Origin of the sequence: Streptomyces nodosus (genome assembly GCF_008704995.1) — a bacterium.
Taxonomy (GTDB): domain Bacteria; phylum Actinomycetota; class Actinomycetes; order Streptomycetales; family Streptomycetaceae; genus Streptomyces; species Streptomyces nodosus.
This window is the reverse complement of the sequence record NZ_CP023747.1, coordinates 4,453,540-4,478,579: the sequence shown is the minus strand read 5'-3', so window position 1 is coordinate 4,478,579 and position 25,040 is coordinate 4,453,540. Positions and strand designations below refer to the sequence as shown.

Here is a 25,040-nt window from a genome sequence, read left to right as displayed (position 1 = left end):
ATCCGGGTGACGAGTGCTTCCGCGTGCGGGGGCGAGAGGTGGGCACAGGGTGGCTAGGAGCAGCTCGGGATTCGTGGCCGGGCTCACCGTGGCAGCGATCGCCGCGGTCGGATTCCTCGCCTACCAGGCGTCGGCGAACGCGCCGGACGACCTGGGGAAGCCGCAGGTGAAGCCGTCGCCGTCCGCCACGGCCGACAAGCCGCCGCGGCCCAAGAAGGACCCGAACGCGCTGCCCCTCGGCTCCGGCACGGGGGAACGGGTGGTGTACTCGCTCGCCAAGGACCGGGTGTGGCTGGTGGGTGCGGACGACAAGGTCCAGCGCACCTTCGAGGTCGTACCGGGGACGGTGGACCCGCAGCCGGGGACGTACGACGTGACCTCCCGCAACCCCCTCGGGACCGGTTCGGACGGTACGCCGGTCGAGCACGTCGTGCTGTTCACGACCACCCCGGCGGTGATCGGTTTCAGCGCGGCGACCGACGGCTCGATGCCCACGCCCGACCCCTCCATGAAGCTGGGCGGGATCCGGGAGAGCCGCGAGGACGGCACCGCGCTGTGGGAGTTCGCGACGTCCGACCAGAAGATCGTCGTCGTCGGGTAGCCGCAGCGGGGAACACGGCCGTACGAGGCCGGTAGCACCGCTCTGCGGTTCCTGCCGCTCTTCACGGTCCCGAGGCCGTTCTTCGCGTTCCCGGGACCGTTCTTCGCAGTCTTTCCCGGTGCCTGTGGCGTTCCTCGGGCCGCTACGCCGCCCTGCCGTGTTGCTCGGCCGGCCGGACCGCTCGCGGCATCCGGGGCGCGGGATCCCCGGGCGGGGTCGAGACCGCCTTGGCCGCGGCGCACGACGCCAGCAGTTCCCGCATCGACACTCCGGCCGTCCCGGCCGGCGGGCGCGGCGGCGACTCGTCTCGTTCTGAAGCCGGCATGGACGCCTCCTGGTGTCGCGGGGGCGGCGTGGTTAGGTAGACCTAACCACTGACCGACATCCATGTGACCACGCCCGGCACCAGCGACGCAACACTTTGCCGACGACTTGTCGGAACGATCGGCCGAAGGTACCAACGCCCTGTCCGGTGGTTGACGCGGCGTGCTCCGGCCCCTCCCGCGCGACGGCGCGAAGAGGGCCCGGGATCAGACCGAGAGCAGGCCCGGGTCCAGTGCCGCCCAGCGCCGGCCGAGGCCCGTGACGGTGACGTGCCGGACCTCGTCCGTGGTGTCCCCGACGGCGCGGTGGATGACCACCTGGAGCCGGTCGTCCGTCAGGTCCTCGACCTTGCCCTCGCCCCACTCCACGACCACCACGGACTCCGGCAGCGAGACGTCGAGGTCGAGGTCCTCCATCTCGTCGAGGCCGCCGCCCAGGCGATAGGCGTCCACATGGACCAGCGGGGGGCCGTCCCCGAGGGACGGGTGCACCCGGGCGATCACAAAGGTCGGCGAGGTGACCGCGCCCCGCACCCCGAGCCCTTCGCCGAGGCCCCGGGTCAACGTGGTCTTGCCCGCGCCCAGCTCGCCGTTGAGCATCACGAGGTCGCCGGCGCGCAGCAGCGCGGCGAGTCGGCGCCCGAGCTCCTGCATCTGTTCGGGGGAGGTGACGGTCAGCCGGGCGGTGACGCCTTCCGGCGCCGGGGTCTGCGGTGTTGCGAGTTCTTCCATCGTCACTCACTTGCGGTAGGGCATCGGTCACGCCCCGCGCGGGGGCCGGTCGGGCCGACCGCAGCCGCGGGCCGGCGGCCGACTCCCTCAGGAGAGGGCGGTGTCACAGCCACCCACGGTAGTCGTGCTCGGCACCGTCCCGGTGCGGGCGAGCAGATCGGCGAGGCGGTCCGTGACGACCTCGGGGTGCTCCAGCATCACCAGGTGCCCGGCGTCCGGTACGAGCACCAGTTCGGCCTCCGGCAGCAGACCGGCGATGGCCTCGCTGTGCTCGCTCGGCGTGACCAGGTCCTGCACCCCCGCCAGCACCAGCACCGGCAGGCCGGCGAAGCGCTCCAGGGCCCCGGTCTTGTCGTGGTCGGCGAACGCCGGATAGAACTCGGCGACCACGTCGATCGGGGTGCCCTCGATCATTCGTTCGGCGAACCGGACGACGGCCGGATCGATGTCCCGGCCGGCGAACGAGTACCGCTTGATGATCCCCGCGAACAGATCGGCGGTCGCCCTGCGCCCCTTCTCCACCAGCTCGGCCTGCTGCCCCAGCGCCTTGAGCACACCGGGCAGGATGCGCCGCACGGCGTTGACGCCCGCAAGGGGCAGCCCGAAGTTGACCTCGCCGAGCCGCCCGGACGAGGTGCCGACGAGGGCCACGCCGACGACCCGGTCGAGGATCAGCTCCGGGAACTGGTCGGCGAGGGCCATGATCGTCATACCGCCCATCGAGTGGCCGACGAGCACCAGGGGCCCCTCGGGCGCGGCAGCGTCGATCACGGCCTTGAGGTCCCGGCCGAGCTGGTCGATGGAGAGCGGGACGCCGTCCGCCTGGGCGAGCCCGCGCCCGGAGCGGCCATGGCTGCGCTGGTCCCAGTGCACGGTGCGGACGACACCGCGCAGCGCGGCCCGCTGGAAGTGCCAGGAGTCCTGGTTGAGGCAGTAGCCATGGCTGAAGACGACGGTGACCGGGGCCGGCGTCCTGCGTCCGAACAGCCGGCGGCGGCGCGAGGCGGCGCCGCTCTCCGGCTCGATGTCGTCGACCTCGTAGTACAGCTCGGTGCCGTCGTCGGCTCGGGTCTTGCCCGGAGTGCCGTGCAGGGAGCCGTACGGCCCCGACGAGTCGAGGGCGAGCCGGGCCTTGCGGCGCACACTGCGGCCGACCGTCATCCGCTCTATGGCGACCCCGGCGGCGGCGCCCGCCGCGACCACGCCGATGGCGGCACCGGCGACGAGGCCGGCCATGCGCCAGTTCCCGGTCGCGGAGACGGTGGCGCCGGTCACGGCCTCCACGGCCTCGGCGCTGCTCTCGCTCACGTCCCGCTTCCTCCTCGCCGGGGGCTCCGCTCGTCCTGACGTACCCTGCCCAGATTCACCCGGGCGGGCTACACGTCCTGTTCCGGATTCACCTTCACGTAGACGCGGGGCACTCGGGATCCGATCCGGGTCACGATTTCGTAAGCGATGGTTCCGGCCGCCTGGGCCCAGTCCTCGGCGGTGGGCTCGCCGAGGTCACCGGGGCCGAAGAGGACCGCCTCCGTGCCGGGGGCGGGCTCGTCGCCGCCCAGGTCCACCACGAACTGGTCCATGGCGACCCGGCCCGCGACGGTGCGCAGCTTTCCGTCGACCAGGACCGGTCCGGCACCGGAGGCATGGCGCGGGATGCCGTCCGCGTAGCCGACGGGGACCAGGCCGAGGGTGGTGCCGCCGGGGGTGGTGTACAGGTGCCCGTAGCTGACGCCATGGCCGCCGGGGACCTGCTTCACCAGGGCGAGCGAGGCCTTCAGCGTCATCACCGGGCGCAGTCCGAGGTCGGCGGGGGTGCCGAGTTCGGGGCTGGGCGAGAGCCCGTACATCGCGATACCGGTGCGGACGAGGTCGAAGTGGGCCTCGGGCAGGGTGAGCGTGGCGGGCGAGTTGGCGATATGGCGCACCTCGGGCCGTACGCCCTGCTCCTCGGCGTACGCCACCATCTCGCGGAAGCGGCTCAGCTGGGCCTGGACGGAGGGGTGGCCCGGTTCGTCGGCGCAGGCGAAGTGCGACCACAGGCCGACGACGGTGATCAGGCCGTCCGCCTGGGCGCGCAGCGCCTCGGCGACGAGTTCCGGCCAGTCGGCGGGCTGGCAGCCGCTGCGGCCGAGTCCGGTGTCGGCCTTGAGGTGGACCCGGGCGGGCGCGCCCGCGGCGCCGGCCGCCTCGCGCACCTCCTCGAGAGCCCACATGCCGCCGACGGACACATCGACGTCCGACTCGATCGCCCGGCGCCAGGGGCCGCCGGGGGTCCAGAGCCAGCACAGGACGCGCCCCGGGAGCCCGGCCTCACGCAGGGCGAAGGCCTCCTCGGGGGTGGCGGTGCCGAGCCAACGGGCGCCGGCTTCGAGGGCGGCGCGGGCGCACGGTACCGCGCCGTGGCCGTAGGCGTCGGCCTTGACCACGGCCATCACGGCGGCGCCGGGCGTCAGGGCGCGCAGGGTACGGACGTTCGCCCGCAGGGCCGCCAGATCGATTTCGGCGCGAGCACGCAGGGGTGCCGTCTGAGAACTTGTCATCGCGCCCCAGTCTCTCAGAGGGCATCCGCCCTCCCCGGCGCCGGTGCCGCGAGCGGGCTCGCGGACACTCCCCCGCGCACCGGCTGCGGCGGGAACGGTTTTACCCCTTCCCTCCTGAACACGACCGCGGCCGACGGCCGGTGGGACGCCGCATCCGGTGGCCGAAACCGCTCGGGAGGCGACGCGCGCCCGCTCTTCCCCGCCCGTTCAGTCCCGTAGGTCCCGCACGTCCCGCCATGCCTCCGGGATCGCGTCCGCCACGTCATGGGCGCCCGCCGGGGCCCCGTCCGCCGCGTACCGACCGGCCAGGCCGTGCAGATAGGCGCCCACGCTCCCGGCGTCCCGGGGCGAGAGACCCGCCGCGAGCAACGAGCCGGTCAGCCCGGAGAGCACATCCCCGCTTCCGGCGGTGGCGAGCCAGGGGGTGCCGGTGGCGTTCACCCGCACGGGGCCGCCCTCCGGGTCCGCCACCAGTGTGGTGGACCCCTTGAGCAGCACGGTCGCCCCGTAACGCGCCGCCAGTTCCCGTACCGCCGCGAGCCGGGAGCCCTCGACCTCCTCGCGCGCCACCCCGAGCAGTGCGGCGGCCTCCCCGGCGTGCGGGGTCATCAGGGTGGGTGCCGTGCGGGCGCGTACAACGTCCCGGTCGGCCAGCCGCAGCCCGTCCGCGTCGACGAGCACGGGGACGTCCGCCTCCAGGACCTCCGCCACGGTCGCCGCGTCGTCCCCGGCGCCCGGTCCCACCACCCAGGCCTGCACCTGCCCGGCCTTCGCGGGGCCCCGGTCGGAGACCAGGGTCTCCGGGTAGCGGGCGATCACCGCCTGCCCCGCGGGCCCCACATACCGCACGGCCCCGGCCCCGCCCCGCAGCGCGCCCGACACCGCGAGCACGGCCGCCCCGGGGTAGCGCGCGGACCCGGCCGCGACCCCGACCACGCCCCGCCGGTACTTGTCGCTCTCGGCGGTCGGCGCGGGCAGCAGCGCCGCCACGTCCGCGTGCTGCAGCGCCTCCAGTTCGGCCTCCTCGGGCAGGTCAAGACCGATCTCGACCAGGCGCACCGAACCGGCGTACTCCCGCGCCGGATCCACGAGCAGCGCCGGCTTGTGGGTACCGAAGGTCACGGTCAGATCGGCCCGTACGGCCGCGCCCCGCACCTCGCCGCTGTCGGCCTCGACCCCGCTCGGCAGATCGACGGCGACGACGACCGCCCGCGACTCCTCGGCGAGCGCGGCCAGCGGTGCGGCGTCCGGCCGGAGCCCGCCCTTGCCGCCGATCCCGACGATCCCGTCGACCACCAGGTCGGCCCGCCGGATCCCCTCCTCCGCGGCGGCGAGGAACGCGGGGATGCCGTCCTTCTGACGGCTCGGCGCCACCGTACCGCCGGCCCTCCGCAGGGCCGCGAGACCGCCTTGATGGGTGTGTTCGGGCGCGAGCAGCACCGCCGTGACCCCGGCTCCGCGCCGGGCCAGCCGTGCCCCCGCGTACAGGGTGTCGCCGCCGTTGTCGCCGCTGCCGACCAGCAGCACGATCCGGCTGCCGTACACCCGGCCCAGCAAGTCCGCGCAGGCCGCCGCCAGTCCGGCGGCGGCGCGCTGCATCAGCGCCCCCTCCGGAAGCCGCGCCATGAGCGCGCGCTCGGCCGCCCTCACCGTCTTCACGCTGTACGCAGTACGCATACCGCCGAGTCTCCCGCACGCGGGCGCGGACCGCCTTCGGGCCACGGCACACCGGCCGGACCGGCCCTGGCCTACCCCTCCGCCACGACGACCGCCGAGGCCACGCCCGCGTCATGGCTGAGCGACACATGCCAGGACCGCACGCCCAGTTCGGCGGCGCGGGCCGCGACCGTGCCCGTCACCCGCAGCCGTGGCTGTCCGCTGTCCTCGACATAGACCTCGGCATCGGTCCAGTGCAGCCCGCCCGGCGCGCCCAGCGCCTTGGCCACCGCCTCCTTGGCGGCGAACCGCGCGGCCAACGAGGCGATACCCCGCCGCTCCCCGTTCGGCAGCAACAACTCCTGGTGCAGAAAGAGACGTTCGGCCAGCGCAGGCGTACGGCTCAACGAGGCGGCGAACCGCTCGATCTCAGCCACGTCGATACCAACCCCGATGATGCTCATACGAGGCACCCTACGATCCGACCCCCACCCCTCGACGTCACCCGAAGCCGCTCACTCCACCCCGCCCCCGGAACTCCCCGGCGCTTCACCGAACAGCTCCTCCACCAACCCCACCGTGCCGGCCCGGTCGAGCCAGTCGTCGAGGCGGTCCAGATCGGTGCAGGAGGTGATGCGCTCGCGCATGTCATCGGAGAGAAGCAGCCCCCGCACTTCCAGTACCCGCAGAACCCCCTGGGCCTTTCCCTTGGCCTTTCCCGCGGCCTCCCCTTCGGCCTTGCCGTCCAGATACGCCTCCTCGAAGACGGTGCCCCTGCCCGGGAAATAAGTGATGACCATCTTCTCCAGCTCTCTCCACGTCTCGCGGGCCGGAATGTCCTCCAGGCCGATCTCCACCAATTCCGACCAGTACTTGGCCGTGTGCTTGTCGAACGACCGCATTCCGCGGGCCAGCAGTTCCAGTATGTGATCCGTGCGATGGTGTCCGGTCCGAGGACGAAGGGGCGAGTGACCTGTGTCTTCCAGGGGCCGACGCGGCATTCGAAGGGTGGGCCTCGATGGCGAGCAGGAAGCCGTTCCCCTCGGACGGTTCCACCTTCAGCACCGCGTCCACACGGGACGGCCGTCCGGGTGATCCGGATGCGTTCACCCTTTCGAGCGGCGGAAAAACGTTTGGTCTGCTGCGATCAGCTGGCGCCCCTGGAAGGCTGCACCACCGCCGTCCCCTCCCGCCCCCGGCCAGGGGCGCTCCCTTCCCGGCCGGGGCTGCGGGGCCGGAGGTCACTCCACGGTGACGGACTTGGCCAGGTTGCGGGGCTGGTCCACCTCGTTGCCCCGGGCGGTCGCCAGTTCGCAGGCGAAGACCTGGAGCGGGACGGTCGCGACGAGTGGCTGGAGCAGGGTGGGGGTGGCCGGGATGCGGATCAGATGGTCGGCGTACGGCTCCACCGCGGTGTCGCCCTCCTCCGCGATCACAATGGTGCGCGCGCCCCGGGCCCGGATCTCCTGGATATTGGAGACGATCTTGTCGTACAGGACCGAGCGTCCACGCGGCGAGGGCACCACCACCACGACCGGCAGGTCCTCCTCGATCAGCGCGATCGGCCCGTGCTTCAGCTCGCCCGCCGCGAAGCCCTCGGCGTGCATATACGCCAGTTCCTTGAGCTTGAGGGCGCCTTCGAGGGCCACCGGATAGCCGACGTGCCGTCCCAGGAACAGCACCGTGTCCTTGTCCGCGAGGGAGCGGGCGAGCTCCCGTACCGGCTCCATGGTCCTGAGGACCCGTCCCACCTCGCGGGAGATCTGCGACAGATCGCGGATGACGGCCCGGATCTCGTCACCCCACTTGGTGCCGCGCGCCTGGCCCAGATACAGGGCCACCAGATAGCAGGCGACGAGCTGGGTCAGAAACGCCTTGGTGGAGGCCACCGCGACCTCCGGGCCCGCATGCGTGTACAGCACGGCGTCCGACTCGCGCGGGATCGTCGAGCCGTTGGTGTTGCAGATCGCCAGCACCTTGGAGCCCTGCTCACGGGCGTGCCGGACCGCCATCAGCGTGTCCATGGTCTCGCCGGACTGGGAGATGGCGATGACCAGCGTGCGCGGGTCGAGGATCGGGTCCCGGTAGCGGAACTCGCTGGCCAGCTCCACCTCGCAGGGGATCCGCGTCCAGTGCTCGATGGCGTACTTGGCGATCATCCCGGCATGGAAGGCCGTCCCGCACGCCACGATCACGACCTTGTCGACCTCGCGCAGCTCGGCGGCCGAGATCCGCAGCTCGTCCAGGCGCAGCGAACCGGACGCGTCGATCCGGCCGAGCAGCGTGTCGGCGACCGCCCTGGGCTGTTCGGCGATCTCCTTGAGCATGAAGTAGTCGTAGCCGCCCTTCTCGGCGGCCGAGGCGTCCCAGTCGATGTGGAACGACCGCACCTCGGCGGGCCGGCCGTCGAAGCCGGTGACCGTCACCCCGTCCCGGCGCAGCTCCACCACCTGGTCCTGGCCCAGCTCGATCGCCGAGCGCGTATGGGCGATGAACGCCGACACATCGGAGGCCAGAAAGGCCTCACCCTCCCCGACACCCACCACCAGCGGGGAGTTGCGGCGCGCGCCCACCACCACCTCCGGCTCGTCGGCGTGCACCGCGACCAGGGTGAACGCGCCCTCCAGCCGCCGGCACACCAGCCGCATCGCCTCCCCGAGGTCCGCCGTCGCGGAGTACTCCTCGGCGAGCAGATGCGCCACGACCTCGGTGTCCGTCTCGGAGGAGAGCGCATGACCGCGTTCCTCCAGCTCGGCCCGCAGCAGGGCGAAGTTCTCGATGATCCCGTTGTGGACCACGGCGACACACCCCGAGTTGTCCAGGTGCGGGTGGGCGTTGGCGTCGTTGGGAGCACCGTGGGTGGCCCACCGGGTGTGCCCGATGCCCGTGGCGCCGGTCGGCAGCGGCCGGTCGACCAGCTCCTTCTCCAGATTGACCAGCTTCCCGGCCTTCTTGGCGGCGGCCAGTCCCCCGTCCGCGAGCACGGCGACACCCGCCGAGTCGTAACCCCGGTACTCCAGCCGCTTCAGTCCCGCCACGACCACATCGAGAGCCGGCTGCGGCCCCACATATCCCACGATTCCGCACATGAGCGGCAGCCTACGGTCCACCAGCCGTCCCGACCTCCCGGAACGTGCCCGAAATCGGAAATTCCCACCGGGGCAGGAAGCCCCGGTGGGACACACCGGATCAGCCGGACGGCTCAGCCGAGCTTGGCGAGCTGCGCCTCGACCAGCTCGGCCGGGAAGTCGTAGTCCTTGCCCGTGGCGGCCGACGCGAGGTTGGCGGAGGTGAAGTAGACCAGGGTGGCGCCCTTGCGGACGACGACGCCCTTGGTCGGCGCCTTGACGTCGTCGGCGTTCAGGGTCTGCGTCACCGCGAACGCCTCGTCGGCACCCTCGGGCGCCTGAGTCGTCTCCACCTTGGCCATCTTGGTCTTGGTGCCCGCCGCGGTGTAGGCGAAGCCGCCCGCGCACTTCTCGGCGGCCGTCTTGAGGTCCTTCATCACCTGCTCGGCGCCGCCGTCGTCGTAGGAGGCGAGCGTCTCGATGACCTTGGCCCGGTCGATGCCGATCAGCAGGGCCTCCTCGGTGCTGGCGTTCTTCGCGGGCCGCTTCACATCGTCCAGCCAGGACCGCTTCGCCGTGGCCGCGGGCTTGCCCACATAGCTGCCGGCCTGGAGGTGCGCGAGCGGTGCGCAGGCCTCGTCGTCGGCCTTCACCTTGTCCTGCGCGATGTCGTCCACCGCCGGAACCTTGGTGGCGACCTTTCCGTGCTTGACGTCCGCCTGGACGAGCGCGGCCTTCTCCAGCTCGGCGGCGGTCAGCGCCTTGGCAGGGGCGGCGGAGGGGGTCTTGTCGGCCTGCGTGGCCCCGGTGTCGCCGGCCTTCTCGTCCGCGCTGTCGGACGAACCACCACAGGCGGTGGCGAGCAGGACCAGAGCGGCGGTGGACGCGGCGAGGGCGGTACGACGGACCACGAGGGAACTCACGGAAGAACACTCTTTTCTTTCGGACCCGCGCCTCTTCGAACCCGCGCGGAGGTCTGCACGGCGGCAGCGCCTGCTTTACGCACACTTTACGCACAGCCGACCCACAGATGATCATGAATTTACCGGCCGGTACCCGACCGTGACATCGATGTGATCTTCCTCACCGGCCCACCCGTTCGCGCAGGCTCAGCCGTCCACGTGACCCACCCCACCCCGCACCGCGTTCAGGCTCCGTTCACAATGGACTGTGATCTCTCCGGTCTCCTCGATGCCCCGGAGCGCCCACCGGTCCCGACCGGAGGCGACTCCCTATGTCGATCTCACCCGTGCCGAGTGGAGCGCGCTGCGCGACAAGACGCCGCTGCCCCTGACAGCCGAGGAGGTCGAGAAGCTACGCGGTCTGGGCGATGTCATCGACCTCGACGAGGTGCGGGACATCTATCTGCCGCTGTCCCGGCTGCTGAATCTCTATGTGGGGGCCACCGACGGCCTCCGAAGCGCCCTGAACACCTTCCTCGGCGAGCAGGGCTCCCAGTCCGGCACCCCGTTCGTCATAGGGGTGGCCGGTTCCGTGGCGGTCGGCAAGTCGACCGTGTCCCGACTGCTCAAGGCCCTGCTCTCGCGCTGGCCCGAACACCCGCGCGTGGAACTGGTGACCACGGACGGCTTCCTGCTCCCCACCAAGGAGCTGGAGGCCCGCGGGCTGATGTCGCGGAAAGGCTTCCCCGAGTCGTACGACCGCCGCGCCCTGACCCGTTTCGTCGCCGACATCAAGGCCGGCAAGGACGAGGTGACGGCCCCCGTCTACTCGCATCTGATCTACGACATCGTGCCCGGGCGCAGACTCACCGTGCGGCGCCCCGACATCCTGATCGTCGAGGGTCTGAACGTGCTCCAGCCCGCCCTTCCCGGCAAGGACGGCCGCACCAGGATGGGTCTCGCGGACTACTTCGACTTCAGCGTGTATGTCGACGCGCGGCCCGAGGACATCGAACGCTGGTACCTCGAACGGTTCAAGAAACTCCGTCAGACCGCGTTCCAGGACCCCTCGTCGTACTTCCGCAAGTACACCCAGGTCTCGGAGGAGGAGGCGCTCGACTACGCCCGCACGACATGGCGGACCATCAACCGCCCGAACCTGCTGGAGAATGTGGCGCCGACCCGCGGCCGCGCCACCCTGGTGCTGCGCAAGGGACCGGACCACAAGGTGCAACGGCTGGGCCTGCGCAAGCTGTGACGGCCCCCGATGCCGCCGCGCCGCATCAGGGGCGGCGGCACCGGGGCGCGGCGATCAGCCGAGCGCCGACTTCACCGCGTCCGCGAGCCGGCCCGCGACGGCCTGCGCCTGGTCGATGTCCGCGGCCTCGACCATGACCCGCACCAGCGGCTCCGTGCCCGAGGGACGCAGCAGCACCCGTCCGGCCGACCCCAGTTCGTCCTCGGCCTCGGTGACCGCGGCAGCCAGTTCGGCGGAGGTGGCGACCTTGGACTTGTCGACGTCCGGGACGTTCACCAGGACCTGCGGAAGCCGCTCCATCACGGAGGCGAGGTCCCTCAGCGTACGGCCGGTCTGCGCCACCCGGGCCGCCAGCAGCAAGCCGGTCAGCGTGCCGTCACCGGTGGTGGCGTGGTCGAGGATGATCACATGGCCGGACTGCTCGCCGCCGAGCGCATAGCCCTTGTCCTTCATCTCCTCCAGCACATAGCGGTCACCGACCCCGGTCTGCACCAGAGCGATGCCCTCGCGCTCCATCGCCAGCTTGAAGCCCAGATTGGACATCACGGTGGCGACAACGGTGTCGGAGCGCAGCACGGAACGCTCCCGCATCGCCAGCGCGAGCACGGCCAGGATCTGGTCGCCGTCCACCTCCTCGCCCATGTGGTCCACGGCGAGGCAGCGGTCGGCGTCACCGTCGTGCGCGATGCCCAGGTCGGCGCCGTGTTCGACCACGGCGGCCTTCAGCTGGTCCAGATGGGTGGACCCGCAGCCGTCGTTGATGTTGAGCCCGTCCGGCTCCGCGCCGATCGTGATGATCTCCGCGCCCGCCCGGGTGAACGCCTCGGGGGAGACCCGGGAGGCGGCACCGTGCGCCTCGTCGAGGACGACCTTGAGCCCGTCGAGCCGGTTCGGCAGGACCTCCAGAAGGTGGTCGACATACCGCTCGAAGCCCTCGTCGTACGAGGTCACCCGGCCGACCCCGGCTCCGGTGGGCCGGTCCCAGGGGGCGCCGGTGCGGTGCTCCGCGTAGACGGCCTCGATCTTGTCCTCGAGCTCGTCGGCCAGCTTGTGACCGCCCCGGGCGAAGAACTTGATGCCGTTGTCCGGCATGGCGTTGTGGCTGGCGGAGAGCATCACACCGAGGTCCGCGCCGAGCGCGCCCGTCAGATGTGCGACGGCCGGGGTGGGCACCACACCGACGCGCAGCACGTTCACGCCGGCGCTGGCCAGTCCGGCGACCATGGCCGCCTCCAGGAACTCTCCGGACGCTCGCGGGTCCCGTCCGACCACCGCCGTGGGCCGGTGGCCCTCGAACGTGCCCGCCTCGGCGAGTACGTGAGCCGCCGCCACGGAGAGACCGAGCGCCATCTCGGCCGTCAAATCCGCGTTGGCGACACCGCGCACGCCGTCCGTGCCGAAGAGTCGTCCCACTGTGGTGTCCTCCGAACCTTGCTGCGTTGTACGGCCCATGCCGAGTGTCCGGCCAGGGACGGAGTACGTACATCCCTCGGACACCGTGTCTACAGGCTTATCCCCTCGGGGCGCTCCCGAGACAGCCGGGATTGCTCCATAAGCCTGCGATAAGCAACCTTCCCCCGTAAACGAACCGCCCCGGCGGCACGGATCGTGCTGCCGGGGCGATGCGGGTGCGCGCCACAGACGGTACGCCTGCGGCGGCCAGCCGACGCGATTAGCGCTTGCTGTACTGCGGAGCCTTGCGGGCCTTCTTCAGACCGGCCTTCTTCCGCTCGACCGCACGGTCGTCGCGGCGCAGGAAGCCGGCCTTCTTCAGGGCGCCGCGGTTGTTGTCGACGTCCGCCTCGTTCAGCGCACGGGCGACACCGAGACGGAGCGCACCGGCCTGACCGGAGACACCGCCACCCGCGATGCGGGCGATGACGTCGTAGCGGCCCTCGAGCTCGAGCACCTTGAAGGGCTCGTTCACTTCCTGCTGGTGCACCTTGTTCGGGAAGTAGTCCTCGAGGGTGCGGCCGTTGATCTTCCACTTCCCGGAGCCCGGAACGATCCGGACGCGGGCGATGGCGTTCTTGCGGCGGCCCAGGCCGGCGGCCGGCTGGGGCTCACCGAAATGCGAGGCGAGGGACTCGGAGGTGTACTCACCCTCCAGCGGAACCTCGGTCTCGGTGGTGTAGCTGTCGATGTCAAGCTCTTCGAGCGGCTGCTCGGCAGTGGTCTCGGCCACGATTCTCCTCAGATTCTGTTCAGTCTTAGGGGGTGGCCGGACTTACTGCGCGACCTGGCGGATCTCGTACGGCACCGGCTGCTGGGCAGCGTGCGGGTGCTGGTCGCCCGAGTAGACCTTCAGCTTCGAGAGCATCTGACGGCCCAGGGAGTTCTTGGGGAGCATGCCCTTGACGGCCTTCTCCACCGCCTTCTCCGGGCTCTTCGCCAGCAGCTCGTCATAGCGGACCGAGCGCAGACCGCCCGGGTAGCCCGAGTGGCGGTACGCCATCTTCTGGGTCCGCTTGTTGCCGGACAGGTGCACCTTGTCCGCGTTGATGATGATGACGAAGTCGCCGGCGTCCACGTGGGGCGCATAGATCGGCTTGTGCTTGCCGCGCAGAAGGGTGGCGGCAGTGGTGGCCAGACGACCCAGGACGACGTCCTGAGCGTCGATGACATGCCACTGGCGCGTCACATCGCCGGGCTTGGGGCTGTACGTACGCACGGTTCGTAGCCTTCGCTTCTTCAGTGAGGTTCCAGACAAGGTCACCGAAGACGATCACGACAGCCCAGACCGCAGGCGGGGACGCAAACCGCACGCCGGTCGCTGGTCATCGGCCCGGTGGACCGGTGTAAGGGCCCCTCACGTGAGAATGAGCAAGCCAATACACACAACGAACGACCAGGATACCGGGGGCGCCCACTCGGGTCAAAACGAGCCCGCATCGCCCTGTCGTGCCACCTTGTCCGGCCGGCCGGCGGAACCTTCGGCGGACCGGTTGTCCGGGCTGGGCCGTTTTGGTGCCGTGACGCTCGCCGCCCGGCCGCCACGGCGGCCAACTGCGGGGCGGAGGAGGGCCGGCCGCCCGTCTAAGATGCGCCGCATGAGTTATGGGCACGGGGATTCGCAGTGGGATCCCTGGAAACCGAGTTCCCAGCAACCCGAATGGAAAGCTGGCGACGACACCCCCGACTGGGCCGCGCTCGCCGAGGCCTCCGAGGCCCGCAACAAGCGCCGCCGGCTGCTGCTGATCCTCGGCGGCGCCCTCGGCACGATCGCCGTGGGGGCCGCCGTCGCCGTGGCCGTGGTGTCCGCGAACAGCGGCAACGGGAACTCCGACAAGCAGGCAGGCACCCTGCCCACCGCGGACATCCCCGGTGCGAGCACCGCCACCGCACCGTCGTTCGCCCCGACCTCGGCGCCTCCCCCGCTGGACCCGCTGGACTTCATCTCCAGCGCGGCGAAGGACAAGGCTCCGATCAGCGCGGACACCCTGTTCCCCGGTGCACAGCTGACCATGGGCAGCAATGTGTACAAGAAGGGCCCCACGGCCTCCACCGCCGACTGCGCCTCGGCCGCTCAGGGCACCCTGTCGACGTTGCTCGAGAAGAACGGCTGCACCCGCGTCATCCGCGCCACCTACAGCAAGGACGGCATCGCGGTGACGGTCGGTGTGGCCCTCTTCGACACCACGGCCCAGGCGACGAAGGCCAAACAGGAGGCGGACAAGCAGAGCATCATCACCTCACTGTCCGGCGACGGCGTCCCCGCGTTCTGCCGTACGACGATCTGCCGGTCCACCACCAACTCGTACGCCCGCTACGCGTACTTCACGATCGGTGGCTTCACCGACAACAAGAACGTGACGGAGAAGGACAAGCAGGTCTTCACCGCCGGTGACGATCTGGCCGAGTTCGCCTTCCGGCAGATCCACCGCCGCGGCGAGGTGCAGGCGTCCGCGGCCGCCAACCAGTGACGGTCCGTGGCGGCCACGGACTCAGGGCGAGGCCGGGGGTTCAGGGGCAGCCCGCCCCCGGCAGGGTCCGCCGGTTGCGCGCCTGCCTGTTCCGTTCGGCCAGCAGCTCGTCGGCCGGGTAGCCGACCTCCTCCAGGGTGAGCCCGTGCGGCCGGACGACATGCACCGCCGAGTCCCGTACGCCGACGGCCAGCACCTTTCCGGGCCAGTCGGGCGTCCGGTGCCCGTCCCCGACGAACAGCAGCGCGCCGATCAGCGACCGCACCATGTTGTGGCAGAAGGCGTCCGCGCGCACGGTGGCCGTGATGATCCCGTCCCCGCCGCGCACCAGGCTCAGCTCCTGGAGGGTGCGGATGGTGGTGGCCCCTTCACGCCGCTTGCAGTAGGCGGCGAAGTCGTGCTCCCCGAGGAGCCGCCGGGCCGCCTCGTTCATGGCGTCGACATCGAGCGGCCAGTCGTGCCACAGCACATGGTTGCGCAGCAGCGGATCGACACCGCCCGGGTTGTCCGTGACCCGGTAGGCATAGCGCCGCCATATCGCCGAGAAGCGGGCGTCGAAGCCGCTGGGCGCCTCTCTGAGGGCCCACACCCGCACATCCTTCGGCAGGCGTCCGGCCAGCCGCTTCAGCAGCTTGCCCCGGTGTTCGCCCCAGACCTCCCGCGGCAGATCGACATGGGCGACCTGCCCCCGGGCGTGCACCCCGGCGTCGGTCCGGCCGGCCACGGTCAGCTCATGGATGTCCGGCGACCGTGTCACCGTCCGCAGGGCGTCCTCGATCTCCCCCTGCACGGTCCGCCGGCCGCCGGCCTGCTTGGCCCAGCCGTGGAACTCGGTCCCGTCGTAGGAGAGATCGAGGCGGATGCGGATGTGTCCGGGCTGTACGTCGTCACTCACACACAGATCCTCACACAGGCCGCGGGCCGTGGTTCCGCCGAGCGCCGGGAACGCGAGAGCGGGCCCGTCCCGGGGGGACGGACCCGCTCTGCGTGAGATCGGACTCAGGCGTCCTTGGACTCCTCGGCAGCCTCGGCCGGCTTGGCGTCCTCGACGACCTCTTCGGCCTTGGTCTCCTCGACCTTGGTCTCGGTCTCCTTGACGGCACGCTTGGTCGCCGCCTCGGCCTCACCGACGGCCGTCTGCTGCACCGTCAGCGCCTCGACCAGCTCGATCACGGCCATGGGCGCGTTGTCGCCACGGCGGTTACCGATCTTGGTGATCCGGGTGTAACCACCCGGACGGTTCTCGTAGCGCGGGCCGATCTCGGTGAAGAGCGTGTGGACGATGCTCTTGTCCGTGATCACCTGGAGCACCTGGCGGCGGTTGTGAAGGTCACCCTTCTTCGCCTTGGTGACCAGACGCTCGGCGTACGGGCGCAGGCGGCGGGCCTTCGCCTCGGTGGTGGTGATACGGCCGTGCTCGAACAGCGCCTTCGCGAGGTTCGCGAGGAGCAGCTTCTCGTGCGCGGCGCTGCCGCCCAGACGGGCACCCTTGGTGGGCTTCGGCATGGTTCTTCTCCTAGGTGTCTGCCCCGGCCGTACCAGGTACCGGGGTCAGTATCCGAGCGAGCGGTTGCCCGTCGGAGATCCGGTCGTCCTGACGACTCCCGGAGGCCCCGCGCCCCAAAGGGGCACGGGGAACTGCGCGACCGGCCACAACGGACCGGCAGTCAAAATCGGACCGTCGATCCCGAGCTCAGTACTGCTCGGTCTCGACGAACCCGGCGTCCGCGTCGTCGTCCGCGCCGAACGCGTCCGCGGCGGCCGTCGGGTCGAATCCGGGCGGGCTGTCCTTGAGGGCCAGGCCCATGCCGGCCAGCTTCGCCTTGACCTCGTCGATGGACTTCGCACCGAAGTTACGGATGTCCAGCAGGTCGGCCTCGGAGCGGGCGACGAGCTCACCCACGGAGTGGATGCCCTCGCGCTTGAGGCAGTTGTAGGAGCGGACCGTGAGCTCCAGCTCCTCGATCGGCAGCGCCAGGTCGGCGGCCAGGGCGGCGTCCGTCGGGGACGGACCCATGTCGATGCCCTCGGCATCGATGTTCAGCTCGCGCGCCAGACCGAACAGCTCCACCAGCGTCTTGCCCGCGGACGCCATGGCATCCCGCGGACGCATGGCCTGCTTGGTCTCGACATCGACGATCAGCTTGTCGAAGTCCGTACGCTGCTCGACACGGGTCGCCTCCACCTTGTAGGTGACCTTGAGCACCGGCGAGTAGATCGAGTCGACCGGCACCCGGCCGATCTCCTGACCCACCTGCTTGTTCTGCACCGCGGAGACATAACCACGACCGCGCTCCACGGTCAGCTCCATCTCCAGCTTGCCCTTGCCGTTCAGCGTGGCCAGGACAAGATCGGGATTGTGCACCTCGACACCGGCCGGAGGCGCGATGTCCGCGGCGGTGACCAGACCCGGACCCTGCTTACGCAGATACATCACCACCGGCTCGTCGTGCTCCGAGGAGACGACCAGCTGCTTGATGTTGAGGATCAGGTCGGTGACATCCTCCTTCACGCCCGGCACGGTGGTGAACTCGTGCAGAACGCCGTCGACACGGATGCTGGTGACAGCAGCACCCGGAATCGACGACAGGAGGGTACGGCGAAGAGAGTTGCCGAGGGTGTAGCCGAAGCCCGGCTCCAGCGGCTCGATCACGAACCGGGAGCGGAACTCGTCGACGACCTCTTCGGTCAACGAGGGACGCTGAGCGATCAGCATGTGTGGATCAGATCCTTCAGTCGTGGACGCCCGCTATATGACGCCCGACGGGACCGCACCCTGCGGAGTGCGGGTATGGCAAGGGTACGGGCGGTACGCCCCCGAAGGGAGGTACCGCCCGGAACCTCATGGCAGATGCCTCAGACGCGGCGGCGCTTCGGCGGGCGGCAGCCGTTGTGCGGGGTCGGGGTGACGTCCTGGATGGAGCCGACCTCGAGGCCCGTGGCCTGCAGGGAGCGGATCGCGGTCTCACGACCGGAGCCCGGGCCCTTGACGAACACGTCGACCTTGCGCATGCCGTGCTCCTGGGCACGACGCGCGGCGGACTCGGCGGCCATCTGCGCGGCGAACGGCGTGGACTTGCGGGAGCCCTTGAAGCCGACGTGGCCCGCGGAGGCCCACGAGATCACGTTGCCGGACGGGTCCGTGATCGAGACGATCGTGTTGTTGAACGTGCTCTTGATGTGCGCGTGGCCGTGAGCGACGTTCTTCTTTTCCTTGCGGCGCACCTTCTTGGCAGCGCCCTGACGACCCTTGGGGGGCATCTCTCAACTCCTGGGGAGGTGGTCGGTCCTACAGCGAAGACCGTGGACAGGTGTCCGCTGCGGACTACTTCTTGCCCGGCTTCTTCTTGCCGGCGATGGCGCGACGCGGGCCCTTGCGGGTACGAGCGTTGGTGCTGGTGCGCTGACCGCGGACGGGCAGACCGCGGCGGTGCCGCAGGCCCTGGTAGCAGCCGATCTCGACCTTGCGGCGGATGTCGGCCTGGATCTCGCGACGGAGGTCACCCTCGGTCTTGATGTTGTTGTCGACGTACTCGCGGATCGCGACGAGCTGCTCCTCGGAGAGGTCGCGAACGCGGGTGTTCGGGTCGACGCCGGTCGCTGCCAGCGTCTCCTGCGAAAGGGTCCGGCCGATGCCGAACACGTAGGTGAGGGCGACCTCCACGCGCTTTTCGCGCGGGATGTCAACACCGGAAACGCGTGCCATTCAATGGCTCCAGTTGATCTTCGGAGGTCTTCCGCAGGACCGGTTCCCAGCCGCCGTACCAGGTACGAACTGGGTCCCCGGCCTCCGAACCGGGGGTGTCAGATCCGATCGCTCGGATCCGGGCCCTGCGTATGAACATATTCTGCTCGCGTCGCGCGAATCTCTGCGGATGCAGAGGGTACGGTCCTTGCGTCAGCCCTGGCGCTGCTTGTGGCGCGGGTTGTCGCAGATGACCATGACCCGACCGTGACGGCGGATCACCCTGCACTTGTCGCAGATCTTCTTGACGCTCGGCTTGACCTTCATGGGTGTGAGGTTCTCCGGGTCAGTGCCACCACCCCGTCAGACGGGGCACCGGCAAGATCTACTTGTATCGGTAGACGATCCGGCCACGCGTCAGGTCGTACGGAGAAAGCTCCACCACGACCCGGTCGTCAGGGAGGATGCGGATGTAGTGCATACGCATCTTGCCGCTGATGTGTGCCAGGACCTGGTGGCCGTTCTGGAGCTCGACCCTGAACATGGCGTTCGGCAGAGACTCGACGACAGTGCCCTCGATCTCGATGGCACCTTGCTTCTTGGCCACGCTTCGCCCTTCGAATCGACTACCTTGATCGACTCCAGGTCCCGCATGCGGACATGCGGATACACGAGAGCCGACGAGTCAGTCTACGCCAGGGCCCTCTGAAAGACGAATCGGGGAAGTCTGCCCCATTCCCGAGATCATCATGCGGACCGGCACGGGGGAGGGTGAAGCGACGAAGGGGTGTCCTGTGCTGCGGCCGGCCCGTACGGACCGGCGCCACCGGCGGTATCGGGCCTGGGCCCGCGCCTCAGGCGAGCGGGTCGGGCGCCGCCGTGATGCCGTACTCGGCCAGCTTGGCCTTGCCGCCGTCGGGAGCCGTCAGCACCAGCGGGCCCTGCTCCGTCAGGGCGATGGAGTGCTCCCAGTGGGAGGACCAGGTGCCGTCGGTGGTGATCACGGTCCAGTCGTCCGAGAGGACCTCCGTGCGCGGGGTGCCCAGGGACACCATCGGCTCGATGGCGAGGCAGAAGCCGGGCACCAGCTTGGGGCCCTTGCCCCGCCGACGCTCCACGTAGTTCAGCAGATGCGGGTCCATGTGCATCTCGGTGCCGATGCCGTGGCCGCCGTAGTCCTCGATGATCCCGTACCGGCCGCCGCCCGGCTTGGGCTGCCGGCGGATGTAGGTCTCGATCGCCCGGGAGATGTCGACCAGCCGGTTGCCCGGCTTCATCGCCGCGATCCCGGCCCACATGGACTCCTCGGTCACCCGGGACAGCTCGATGAGCTCCGGGGCGTGACCGGACCCCACGAACGCGGTGAAGGCGGCGTCGCCGTGCCAGCCGTCCACGATGGCGCCGGCGTCGATGGAGATGACGTCGCCGTCCTTGAGCACCACCTCGTCGGAGGGGATGCCGTGGACGACGACCTCGTTGACCGAGGTGCAGATGGTCGCCGGGAAACCGCCGTACCCCAGGAAGTTCGAGGTGGCCCCGTGCTCCGCGAGAACCTTGCGGGCGACCTGGTCCAGGTCCTTGGTGGTGGCACCCGGCACGGCCGCCTCGCTCGTGGCCGCGTGCACGGCGGCGACGACCAGCCCCGCCTCACGCATCTTGGCGATCTGCTCGGGGGTCTTGATCTGCACCATGACGGCTACGGGCCTTTCTGGACCGGAGAGAGTACGGACGCCATCCAGGGATGGACACCGTCAACGATAAGGTGCCGCCGCCACCGGCCCGTCCAGAGCCCCCGGGAGGCTGCACCTGAAGGGCCGCATGCCTCGGCCGCGGCTCCCGCCAGGGGAACCGCGGCCGGGAAGCGGCGGCAGGGACCGGTGACTACGCGTCGCCGGCCTTCGACCCGAGCGCCTCCATCGCGCGCTGGGTGACCTCCTCCACCTTGCCGAGCGCGGAGATCGTGACCACCAGGCCCTGGGCCTTGTAGTAGTCGATGATCGGCTCGGTCTGGGTGTGGTAGACCTCCAGGCGCTTGCGAACGGTGTCCTCGGAGTCGTCGTCGCGCTGGTAGAGCTCGCCGCCGCACAGGTCGCAGACGCCCTCCTTCTGCGACGGCTTGTACGACACATGGAAGACGTGCGAGGAGTCGTTGCGGCACACGCGGCGGCCCGCGATGCGCTTGACGACCTCGTCCTCCGGCACCTCGAGGTCCAGGACCCCGTCCAGCTTCATGCCCTCGGTCTGGAGCATGTCGTCCAGCGCCTCGGCCTGCTGCACATTGCGCGGGAAGCCGTCCAGCAGGAACCCGTCGGCCGCGTCGGACTGCTCCATGCGGTCCTTGGCCATCGCGATGGTGACCTCGTCCGGTACCAGATCGCCCCGGTCCATGTAGGACTTCGCGAGGGTGCCCAGTTCCGTCTCGTTGCTGATGTTGGCGCGGAACAGGTCGCCCGTGGAGATGTGCGGGACCGACAAGTTCGTGGCAAGGAACGCAGCCTGCGTTCCCTTGCCGGCACCGGGCGGTCCGACGAGGACGATTCGCATCAGCGGAGGAACCCTTCGTAATTGCGCTGCTGGAGCTGGCTCTCGATCTGCTTCACCGTCTCCAGGCCCACACCCACGATGATCAGGATGCTGGTGCCACCGAACGGGAAGTTCTGGCTTGCTCCGAAGCCCACCAACGCCATGGTCGGCACAAGAGCGATCAGACCCAGGTACAGCGAACCCGGCCAGGTGATCCGGTTGAGCACATACGAGAGGTACTCGGCGGTAGGCCTGCCGGCCCGGATGCCGGGAATAAAGCCACCATACTTCTTCATGTTGTCCGCGACTTCTTCGGGGTTGAAGGAGATGGCCACGTAGAAGAAGGCGAAGAACACGATCAGCAAGAAGTACAGGCTGATGTAAATCGGGTGATCACCCTTGGTGAGGTTCTGCTGGATCCAGGTCTTCCAGCCGGAATCTCCACCGGCGAACTGCGCGATCAACGCCGGGATGTACAGCAGTGACGAGGCGAAGATGACGGGGATCACACCCGCCTGGTTCACCTTCAGCGGGATGTAGGTGGACGTACCGCCGTAGGAACGGCGTCCGATCATCCGCTTGGCGTACTGGACGGGGATGCGCCGCTGCGCCTGCTCGACGAAGACCACCAGGGCGACCATGACCAGGCCGACCAGGATGACCGTGCCGAATTCGATCCAGCCGCCGGCCAGCGAGCCCTGCTTCTTGATGGCCCACAGCGCGGACGGGAAGGTGGCGGCGATCGAGATGAACATCAGGATGGACATGCCGTTGCCGATGCCGCGGTCGGTGATCAGCTCACCGAGCCACATGACGACGGCGGTACCGGCGGTCATCACGATGACCATCGTGATGGTGGTGAAGATCGACTGGTCGGGGACGATCGACGTCGCCACCGGGCATCCACTGAACAGCGCACCACTGCGGGCGGTGGCCACCAGGCCGGTGCCCTGGAGGATCGCCAGCGCCACCGTCAGATAACGGGTGTACTGGGTGATCTTCGCGGTGCCCGTCTGGCCCTCCTTCTTGAGGGCCTCGAGGCGCGGGATGACCACGGTCAGCAGCTGGAGAATGATGCTCGCCGTGATGTACGGCATGATGCCCAGCGCGAAGACCGTGATCTGCAGCAGGGCGCCGCCGCTGAACATGTTGACCAGGCCGAACAGGCCCTGGTTGCCCTTGGCCACGTCGATACAGGTCTGGACGCTCCTGTAATCGACGCCTGGGATCGGGATGTGGGTACCCATTCGGTACACCACGATGATGCCGAGCGTGAAGAGCAGCTTCTTGCGCAGGTCGGGCGTCTTGAACGCCCGGGCGAACGCGGTGAGCACGGTGCCTCCTGCGACCCCCGCGCGACTGCGTCAAGGGTGACGGTCTGAGATTCCGACTGAACAACGACATGCATAACGGTCAACTGCCGCCCCGAGTGCCCGTACCGCGGCACCCTGTGCAAGTTGGCAGTGGGGGCCACCTTACCGGCGGAACCGCCCCCCTTGGAACGACCAACCGGGGATACCCCAATTGTGGAGTATCCCCGGTCGGGATCGTTCAAGTCATCAAGACGTCCGAGAATGTCAGACGAGCTCGGTGACGGTACCGCCGGCGGCGGTGATCTTCTCCTTGGCGGAGCCGGAGACGGCATCGACCGTCACCTGCAGCGCCACGGAGATCTCGCCCTGGCCGAGGACCTTGACGAGGCTGTTCTTGCGAACGGCGCCCTTGGCCACCAGCGACTCGACGGTGACCTCGCCGCCCTCGGGGTAGAGCTCGGCCAGACGGTCGAGGTTCACGACCTGGAACTCGGTCTTGAACGGGTTCTTGAAGCCCTTCAGCTTCGGGAGGCGCATGTGCAGCGGCATCTGGCCGCCCTCGAAGCGCTCCGGAACCTGGTAACGGGCCTTGGTGCCCTTGGTACCACGACCGGCCGTCTTACCCTTGGACGCCTCACCACGACCGACACGGGTCTTGGCGGTCTTGGCACCCGGGGCGGGACGGAGGTTGTGGATCTTGAGCGGGTTCTGCTCCGCCATGATCAGTCGACCTCCTCGACCGTCACGAGGTGGCGGACGGTGTGCACCATGCCGCGGAACTCGGGGCGGTCCTCCTTGACGACCACGTCGCCGAGCCTCTTCAGGCCGAGCGAACGCAGGGTGTCACGGTGGTTCTGCTTGCTGCCGATGTACGACTTCGTCTGCGTGACCTTGAGCTGTGCCATCACGCACCAGCCCCGGCACGCGCACGAAGCAGAGCCGCGGGGGCGACGTCCTCGAGCGGCAGACCACGGCGGGCCGCGATCTCCTCGGGACGCTGCAGGCCCTTCAGGGCCTCCACGGTCGCGTGCACGATGTTGATCTGGTTGTCGGAGCCGAGCGACTTCGACAGCACATCGTGGATACCGGCGCACTCCAGCACGGCACGCACCGGGCCACCGGCGATAACACCGGTACCGGGCGACGCGGGCTTGAGCAGCACGACACCGGCAGCCTTCTCACCCTGGATCGGGTGCGGGATGGTGCCCTGGATCCGGGGGACCTTGAAGAAGTGCTTCTTGGCCTCCTCCACACCCTTGGCGATGGCGGCCGGCACCTCCTTGGCCTTGCCGTATCCGACACCCACGGTGCCGTCACCGTCGCCCACCACGACCAGCGCGGTGAAGCTGAAGCGACGACCACCCTTCACAACCTTGGCGACGCGGTTGATCGCGACGACGCGCTCAACGTACGCGGTCTTCTCGGCGGCAGCTGCGCCGCCGTCACGGCCCTTCCGGTCCCGCCGCTCGCCGCCACCGGCACCGCTGCCGCGGCGCTGGGGTCCAGCCATTGGATTTACCTCTCTCTTTTCCGCTAGCTACGCGACAACATTCCGTCGTCGCGACGGGCGGCTCAGAACTTGAGCCCGGCCTCGCGGGCGGCGTCCGCCAGGGCGGCGATGCGCCCGGCGTACTGGTTACCGCCACGGTCGAACACGACGGCCTCGACACCGGCGGCCTTGGCACGCTCGGCGACCAGGGCCCCGACCTGCTTGGCCTGCGCGGACTTGTCGCCCTCGCCACCACGGATCGAGGTGTCCAGGGTGGACGCGGACGCCAGGGTGTGACCCTTGAGGTCGTCGATCACCTGCGCCACGATGTGGCGGTTGGAGCGAGTCACGACCAGACGGGGACGCTCCGCCGTACCCGAGACCCGCTTGCGGATCCGGATGTGACGGCGCTTGATCGCGGCGCGCTTGTAGGCGTCGCCCTTGAGGATCTTCTGTCCGTATGCCATGGCTTACTTACCCGCCTTTCCGACCTTGCGGCGGATGACTTCGCCCTCGTACTTGACACCCTTGGCCTTGTACGGGTCGGGCTTGCGCAGCTTGCGGATGTTGGCCGCGACCTCGCCCACCTTCTGCTTGTCGATGCCCTCGACCTGGAAGCGGGTCGGGGTCTCGACCTTGAAGGTGATGCCCTCGGGCGCCTCGACGGTGATCGAGTGGCTGTAACCGAGCGCGAACTCCAGGTTGGAGCCCTTGGCGGTCACGCGGTAACCGACACCGCTGATTTCGAGCTTCTTCACGTAACCCTGGGTCACGCCGGTGATCATGTTCGCCACCAGCGTGCGGGACAGGCCGTGGAGAGCCCTGTTCTGACGCTCGTCGTTGGGACGGCTCACCTGGAGGGTGCCGTCCTCAGCCTTGACGATCTCGATCGGCGCGGCGACGGTGTGGGTCAGCTCGCCCTTGGGGCCCTTGACCGAGACCGTGCTGCCGTCGATGGTGACGTCCACGCCGGCGGGAACCGCGATGGGGAGCTTGCCGATGCGCGACATAGCTGTTTCCTCCGTTC

General features: G+C 69.5%; 29 protein-coding genes. 3 read left to right on the top strand and 26 right to left on the bottom strand.

Annotated features, from left to right (window positions below; genetic code table 11):
* Nucleotides 1-49 precede the first annotated feature (49 nt).
* Entirely contained in the window at nt 50-601 is a 552-nt protein-coding gene (locus tag CP978_RS20335) for a hypothetical protein (RefSeq protein WP_043443088.1), read from the top strand.
* A 530-nt stretch (nt 602-1,131) separates the two neighbouring features.
* Here CP978_RS20335 and tsaE read toward each other — a convergent pair.
* From tsaE to CP978_RS20290, 8 genes are all read right to left on the bottom strand, one after another.
* Entirely contained in the window at nt 1,132-1,656 is a 525-nt protein-coding gene (tsaE, locus tag CP978_RS20325; RefSeq protein WP_043443086.1) for a tRNA (adenosine(37)-N6)-threonylcarbamoyltransferase complex ATPase subunit type 1 TsaE, read from the bottom strand.
* A gap of 87 nt (nt 1,657-1,743) precedes the next feature.
* Nucleotides 1,744-2,964: an alpha/beta fold hydrolase gene (locus tag CP978_RS20320; protein WP_043443084.1), complete on the bottom strand. Its 1,221-nt coding sequence runs from the start codon at nt 2,962-2,964 to the stop codon at nt 1,744-1,746.
* A 68-nt stretch (nt 2,965-3,032) separates the two neighbouring features.
* Nucleotides 3,033-4,196, bottom strand: a complete 1,164-nt coding sequence (alr, locus tag CP978_RS20315; RefSeq protein ID WP_043443082.1) for an alanine racemase — start codon at nt 4,194-4,196, stop codon at nt 3,033-3,035.
* Between the two features lie 207 nt (nt 4,197-4,403).
* A complete protein-coding gene (locus CP978_RS20310; RefSeq protein WP_079162225.1) occupies nt 4,404-5,873 on the bottom strand; it encodes an NAD(P)H-hydrate dehydratase in 1,470 nt (489 codons plus the stop codon).
* 71 nt (nt 5,874-5,944) lie between these two features.
* On the bottom strand, nt 5,945-6,316 hold the full coding sequence (locus tag CP978_RS20305) for a holo-ACP synthase (RefSeq protein WP_043443079.1): 372 nt from the start codon (nt 6,314-6,316) through the stop codon (nt 5,945-5,947).
* A 51-nt stretch (nt 6,317-6,367) separates the two neighbouring features.
* Nucleotides 6,368-6,754 carry a hypothetical protein gene (locus CP978_RS20300; protein WP_052454204.1) on the bottom strand — a complete coding sequence of 129 codons (387 nt, stop codon included), beginning with the start codon at nt 6,752-6,754 and terminating at the stop codon, nt 6,368-6,370.
* A 339-nt stretch (nt 6,755-7,093) separates the two neighbouring features.
* Nucleotides 7,094-8,941: a glutamine--fructose-6-phosphate transaminase (isomerizing) gene (gene glmS / locus CP978_RS20295; RefSeq protein WP_043443077.1), complete on the bottom strand. Its 1,848-nt coding sequence runs from the start codon at nt 8,939-8,941 to the stop codon at nt 7,094-7,096.
* Between the two features lie 113 nt (nt 8,942-9,054).
* Entirely contained in the window at nt 9,055-9,843 is a 789-nt protein-coding gene (locus CP978_RS20290; protein ID WP_043443075.1) for a hypothetical protein, read from the bottom strand.
* Between the two features lie 268 nt (nt 9,844-10,111).
* Between CP978_RS20290 and coaA the strand changes: the two genes are divergently transcribed.
* Nucleotides 10,112-11,080, top strand: a complete 969-nt coding sequence (coaA, locus tag CP978_RS20285; protein WP_052454203.1) for a type I pantothenate kinase — start codon at nt 10,112-10,114, stop codon at nt 11,078-11,080.
* Between the two features lie 54 nt (nt 11,081-11,134).
* On the opposite strand, the gene glmM is transcribed toward coaA, so the two are convergent.
* From glmM to rplM, 3 genes are all read right to left on the bottom strand, one after another.
* Nucleotides 11,135-12,493 carry a phosphoglucosamine mutase gene (gene glmM, locus CP978_RS20280; protein WP_043443071.1) on the bottom strand — a complete coding sequence of 453 codons (1,359 nt, stop codon included), beginning with the start codon at nt 12,491-12,493 and terminating at the stop codon, nt 11,135-11,137.
* A 259-nt stretch (nt 12,494-12,752) separates the two neighbouring features.
* Nucleotides 12,753-13,265: a 30S ribosomal protein S9 gene (gene rpsI, locus CP978_RS20275; protein ID WP_043443069.1), complete on the bottom strand. Its 513-nt coding sequence runs from the start codon at nt 13,263-13,265 to the stop codon at nt 12,753-12,755.
* Between the two features lie 42 nt (nt 13,266-13,307).
* Complete coding sequence (gene rplM, locus CP978_RS20270) at nt 13,308-13,751, bottom strand: 50S ribosomal protein L13 (protein WP_043443067.1); 444 nt, start codon at nt 13,749-13,751, stop codon at nt 13,308-13,310.
* A 379-nt stretch (nt 13,752-14,130) separates the two neighbouring features.
* On the opposite strand from rplM, the gene CP978_RS20265 reads away from it, so the two are divergent.
* Nucleotides 14,131-15,003, top strand: coding sequence for a hypothetical protein (locus CP978_RS20265; protein ID WP_043449052.1), 873 nt, complete (start codon nt 14,131-14,133; stop codon nt 15,001-15,003).
* Between the two features lie 40 nt (nt 15,004-15,043).
* Here the strand turns inward: CP978_RS20265 and truA are convergent, their stop codons facing one another.
* From truA to rplF, 15 genes are all read right to left on the bottom strand, one after another.
* Nucleotides 15,044-15,898: a tRNA pseudouridine(38-40) synthase TruA gene (gene truA / locus CP978_RS20260; RefSeq protein ID WP_150478263.1), complete on the bottom strand. Its 855-nt coding sequence runs from the start codon at nt 15,896-15,898 to the stop codon at nt 15,044-15,046.
* Between the two features lie 104 nt (nt 15,899-16,002).
* The gene (gene rplQ, locus CP978_RS20255; RefSeq protein WP_043443065.1) at nt 16,003-16,509 is read right to left on the bottom strand and encodes a 50S ribosomal protein L17; all 507 of its coding nucleotides are present in this window, start codon (nt 16,507-16,509) and stop codon (nt 16,003-16,005) included.
* Between the two features lie 187 nt (nt 16,510-16,696).
* A complete protein-coding gene (locus tag CP978_RS20250) occupies nt 16,697-17,719 on the bottom strand; it encodes a DNA-directed RNA polymerase subunit alpha (RefSeq protein WP_043443063.1) in 1,023 nt (340 codons plus the stop codon).
* Between the two features lie 140 nt (nt 17,720-17,859).
* The gene (rpsK, locus tag CP978_RS20245) at nt 17,860-18,264 is read right to left on the bottom strand and encodes a 30S ribosomal protein S11 (RefSeq protein ID WP_003956432.1); all 405 of its coding nucleotides are present in this window, start codon (nt 18,262-18,264) and stop codon (nt 17,860-17,862) included.
* Between the two features lie 64 nt (nt 18,265-18,328).
* Complete coding sequence (rpsM, locus tag CP978_RS20240) at nt 18,329-18,709, bottom strand: 30S ribosomal protein S13 (protein WP_030811707.1); 381 nt, start codon at nt 18,707-18,709, stop codon at nt 18,329-18,331.
* A gap of 192 nt (nt 18,710-18,901) precedes the next feature.
* Nucleotides 18,902-19,015 (bottom strand): 50S ribosomal protein L36, encoded by a 114-nt coding sequence (gene rpmJ, locus CP978_RS20235; protein ID WP_003974245.1) that lies wholly within the window; start codon nt 19,013-19,015, stop codon nt 18,902-18,904.
* A gap of 58 nt (nt 19,016-19,073) precedes the next feature.
* Nucleotides 19,074-19,295, bottom strand: a complete 222-nt coding sequence (gene infA, locus CP978_RS20230; protein WP_004927214.1) for a translation initiation factor IF-1 — start codon at nt 19,293-19,295, stop codon at nt 19,074-19,076.
* A 247-nt stretch (nt 19,296-19,542) separates the two neighbouring features.
* A complete protein-coding gene (map, locus tag CP978_RS20225; RefSeq protein WP_043443058.1) occupies nt 19,543-20,379 on the bottom strand; it encodes a type I methionyl aminopeptidase in 837 nt (278 codons plus the stop codon).
* A gap of 190 nt (nt 20,380-20,569) precedes the next feature.
* Entirely contained in the window at nt 20,570-21,232 is a 663-nt protein-coding gene (locus CP978_RS20220; RefSeq protein WP_043443056.1) for an adenylate kinase, read from the bottom strand.
* Nucleotides 21,232-22,545, bottom strand: coding sequence for a preprotein translocase subunit SecY (secY, locus tag CP978_RS20215; protein WP_043443054.1), 1,314 nt, complete (start codon nt 22,543-22,545; stop codon nt 21,232-21,234). Before secY ends, CP978_RS20220 begins: the two co-directional genes overlap by 1 nt.
* A 243-nt stretch (nt 22,546-22,788) precedes the next feature.
* Entirely contained in the window at nt 22,789-23,244 is a 456-nt protein-coding gene (gene rplO, locus CP978_RS20210) for a 50S ribosomal protein L15 (protein WP_043443052.1), read from the bottom strand.
* Nucleotides 23,245-23,246: 2 nt separating this feature from the next.
* Nucleotides 23,247-23,429 carry a 50S ribosomal protein L30 gene (gene rpmD / locus CP978_RS20205; protein WP_043443050.1) on the bottom strand — a complete coding sequence of 61 codons (183 nt, stop codon included), beginning with the start codon at nt 23,427-23,429 and terminating at the stop codon, nt 23,247-23,249.
* Nucleotides 23,429-24,034, bottom strand: coding sequence for a 30S ribosomal protein S5 (gene rpsE, locus CP978_RS20200; protein ID WP_030420826.1), 606 nt, complete (start codon nt 24,032-24,034; stop codon nt 23,429-23,431). Before rpsE ends, rpmD begins: the two co-directional genes overlap by 1 nt.
* A gap of 62 nt (nt 24,035-24,096) precedes the next feature.
* Entirely contained in the window at nt 24,097-24,480 is a 384-nt protein-coding gene (rplR, locus tag CP978_RS20195; protein WP_043443046.1) for a 50S ribosomal protein L18, read from the bottom strand.
* 3 nt (nt 24,481-24,483) lie between these two features.
* The gene (gene rplF, locus CP978_RS20190) at nt 24,484-25,023 is read right to left on the bottom strand and encodes a 50S ribosomal protein L6 (protein WP_043443044.1); all 540 of its coding nucleotides are present in this window, start codon (nt 25,021-25,023) and stop codon (nt 24,484-24,486) included.
* Nucleotides 25,024-25,040 lie beyond the last annotated feature (17 nt).

Excerpts from the sequence above, each read along its gene's own strand:
- tsaE (WP_043443086.1), bottom strand. The coding sequence starts at position 1,656 with ATGGAAGAACTCGCAACACCGCAGACCCCGGCGCCGGAAGGCGTCACC.
- alr (WP_043443082.1), bottom strand. The coding sequence starts at position 4,196 with ATGACAAGTTCTCAGACGGCACCCCTGCGTGCTCGCGCCGAAATCGAT.
- CP978_RS20310 (WP_079162225.1), bottom strand. The coding sequence starts at position 5,873 with ATGCGTACTGCGTACAGCGTGAAGACGGTGAGGGCGGCCGAGCGCGCG.
- CP978_RS20305 (WP_043443079.1), bottom strand. The coding sequence starts at position 6,316 with ATGAGCATCATCGGGGTTGGTATCGACGTGGCTGAGATCGAGCGGTTC.
- CP978_RS20300 (WP_052454204.1), bottom strand. The coding sequence starts at position 6,754 with ATGCGGTCGTTCGACAAGCACACGGCCAAGTACTGGTCGGAATTGGTG.
- glmS (WP_043443077.1), bottom strand. The coding sequence starts at position 8,941 with ATGTGCGGAATCGTGGGATATGTGGGGCCGCAGCCGGCTCTCGATGTG.
- coaA (WP_052454203.1), top strand. The coding sequence starts at position 10,112 with ATGCCCCGGAGCGCCCACCGGTCCCGACCGGAGGCGACTCCCTATGTC.
- CP978_RS20265 (WP_043449052.1), top strand. The coding sequence starts at position 14,131 with ATGAGTTATGGGCACGGGGATTCGCAGTGGGATCCCTGGAAACCGAGT.
- rplQ (WP_043443065.1), bottom strand. The coding sequence starts at position 16,509 with ATGCCGAAGCCCACCAAGGGTGCCCGTCTGGGCGGCAGCGCCGCGCAC.
- CP978_RS20250 (WP_043443063.1), bottom strand. The coding sequence starts at position 17,719 with ATGCTGATCGCTCAGCGTCCCTCGTTGACCGAAGAGGTCGTCGACGAG.
- rpsK (WP_003956432.1), bottom strand. The coding sequence starts at position 18,264 with ATGCCCCCCAAGGGTCGTCAGGGCGCTGCCAAGAAGGTGCGCCGCAAG.
- rpsM (WP_030811707.1), bottom strand. The coding sequence starts at position 18,709 with ATGGCACGCGTTTCCGGTGTTGACATCCCGCGCGAAAAGCGCGTGGAG.
- rpmJ (WP_003974245.1), bottom strand. The coding sequence starts at position 19,015 with ATGAAGGTCAAGCCGAGCGTCAAGAAGATCTGCGACAAGTGCAGGGTG.
- map (WP_043443058.1), bottom strand. The coding sequence starts at position 20,379 with ATGGTGCAGATCAAGACCCCCGAGCAGATCGCCAAGATGCGTGAGGCG.
- CP978_RS20220 (WP_043443056.1), bottom strand. The coding sequence starts at position 21,232 with ATGCGAATCGTCCTCGTCGGACCGCCCGGTGCCGGCAAGGGAACGCAG.
- rplO (WP_043443052.1), bottom strand. The coding sequence starts at position 23,244 with ATGGCGGAGCAGAACCCGCTCAAGATCCACAACCTCCGTCCCGCCCCG.
- rpmD (WP_043443050.1), bottom strand. The coding sequence starts at position 23,429 with ATGGCACAGCTCAAGGTCACGCAGACGAAGTCGTACATCGGCAGCAAG.
- rpsE (WP_030420826.1), bottom strand. The coding sequence starts at position 24,034 with ATGGCTGGACCCCAGCGCCGCGGCAGCGGTGCCGGTGGCGGCGAGCGG.
- rplR (WP_043443046.1), bottom strand. The coding sequence starts at position 24,480 with ATGGCATACGGACAGAAGATCCTCAAGGGCGACGCCTACAAGCGCGCC.
- rplF (WP_043443044.1), bottom strand. The coding sequence starts at position 25,023 with ATGTCGCGCATCGGCAAGCTCCCCATCGCGGTTCCCGCCGGCGTGGAC.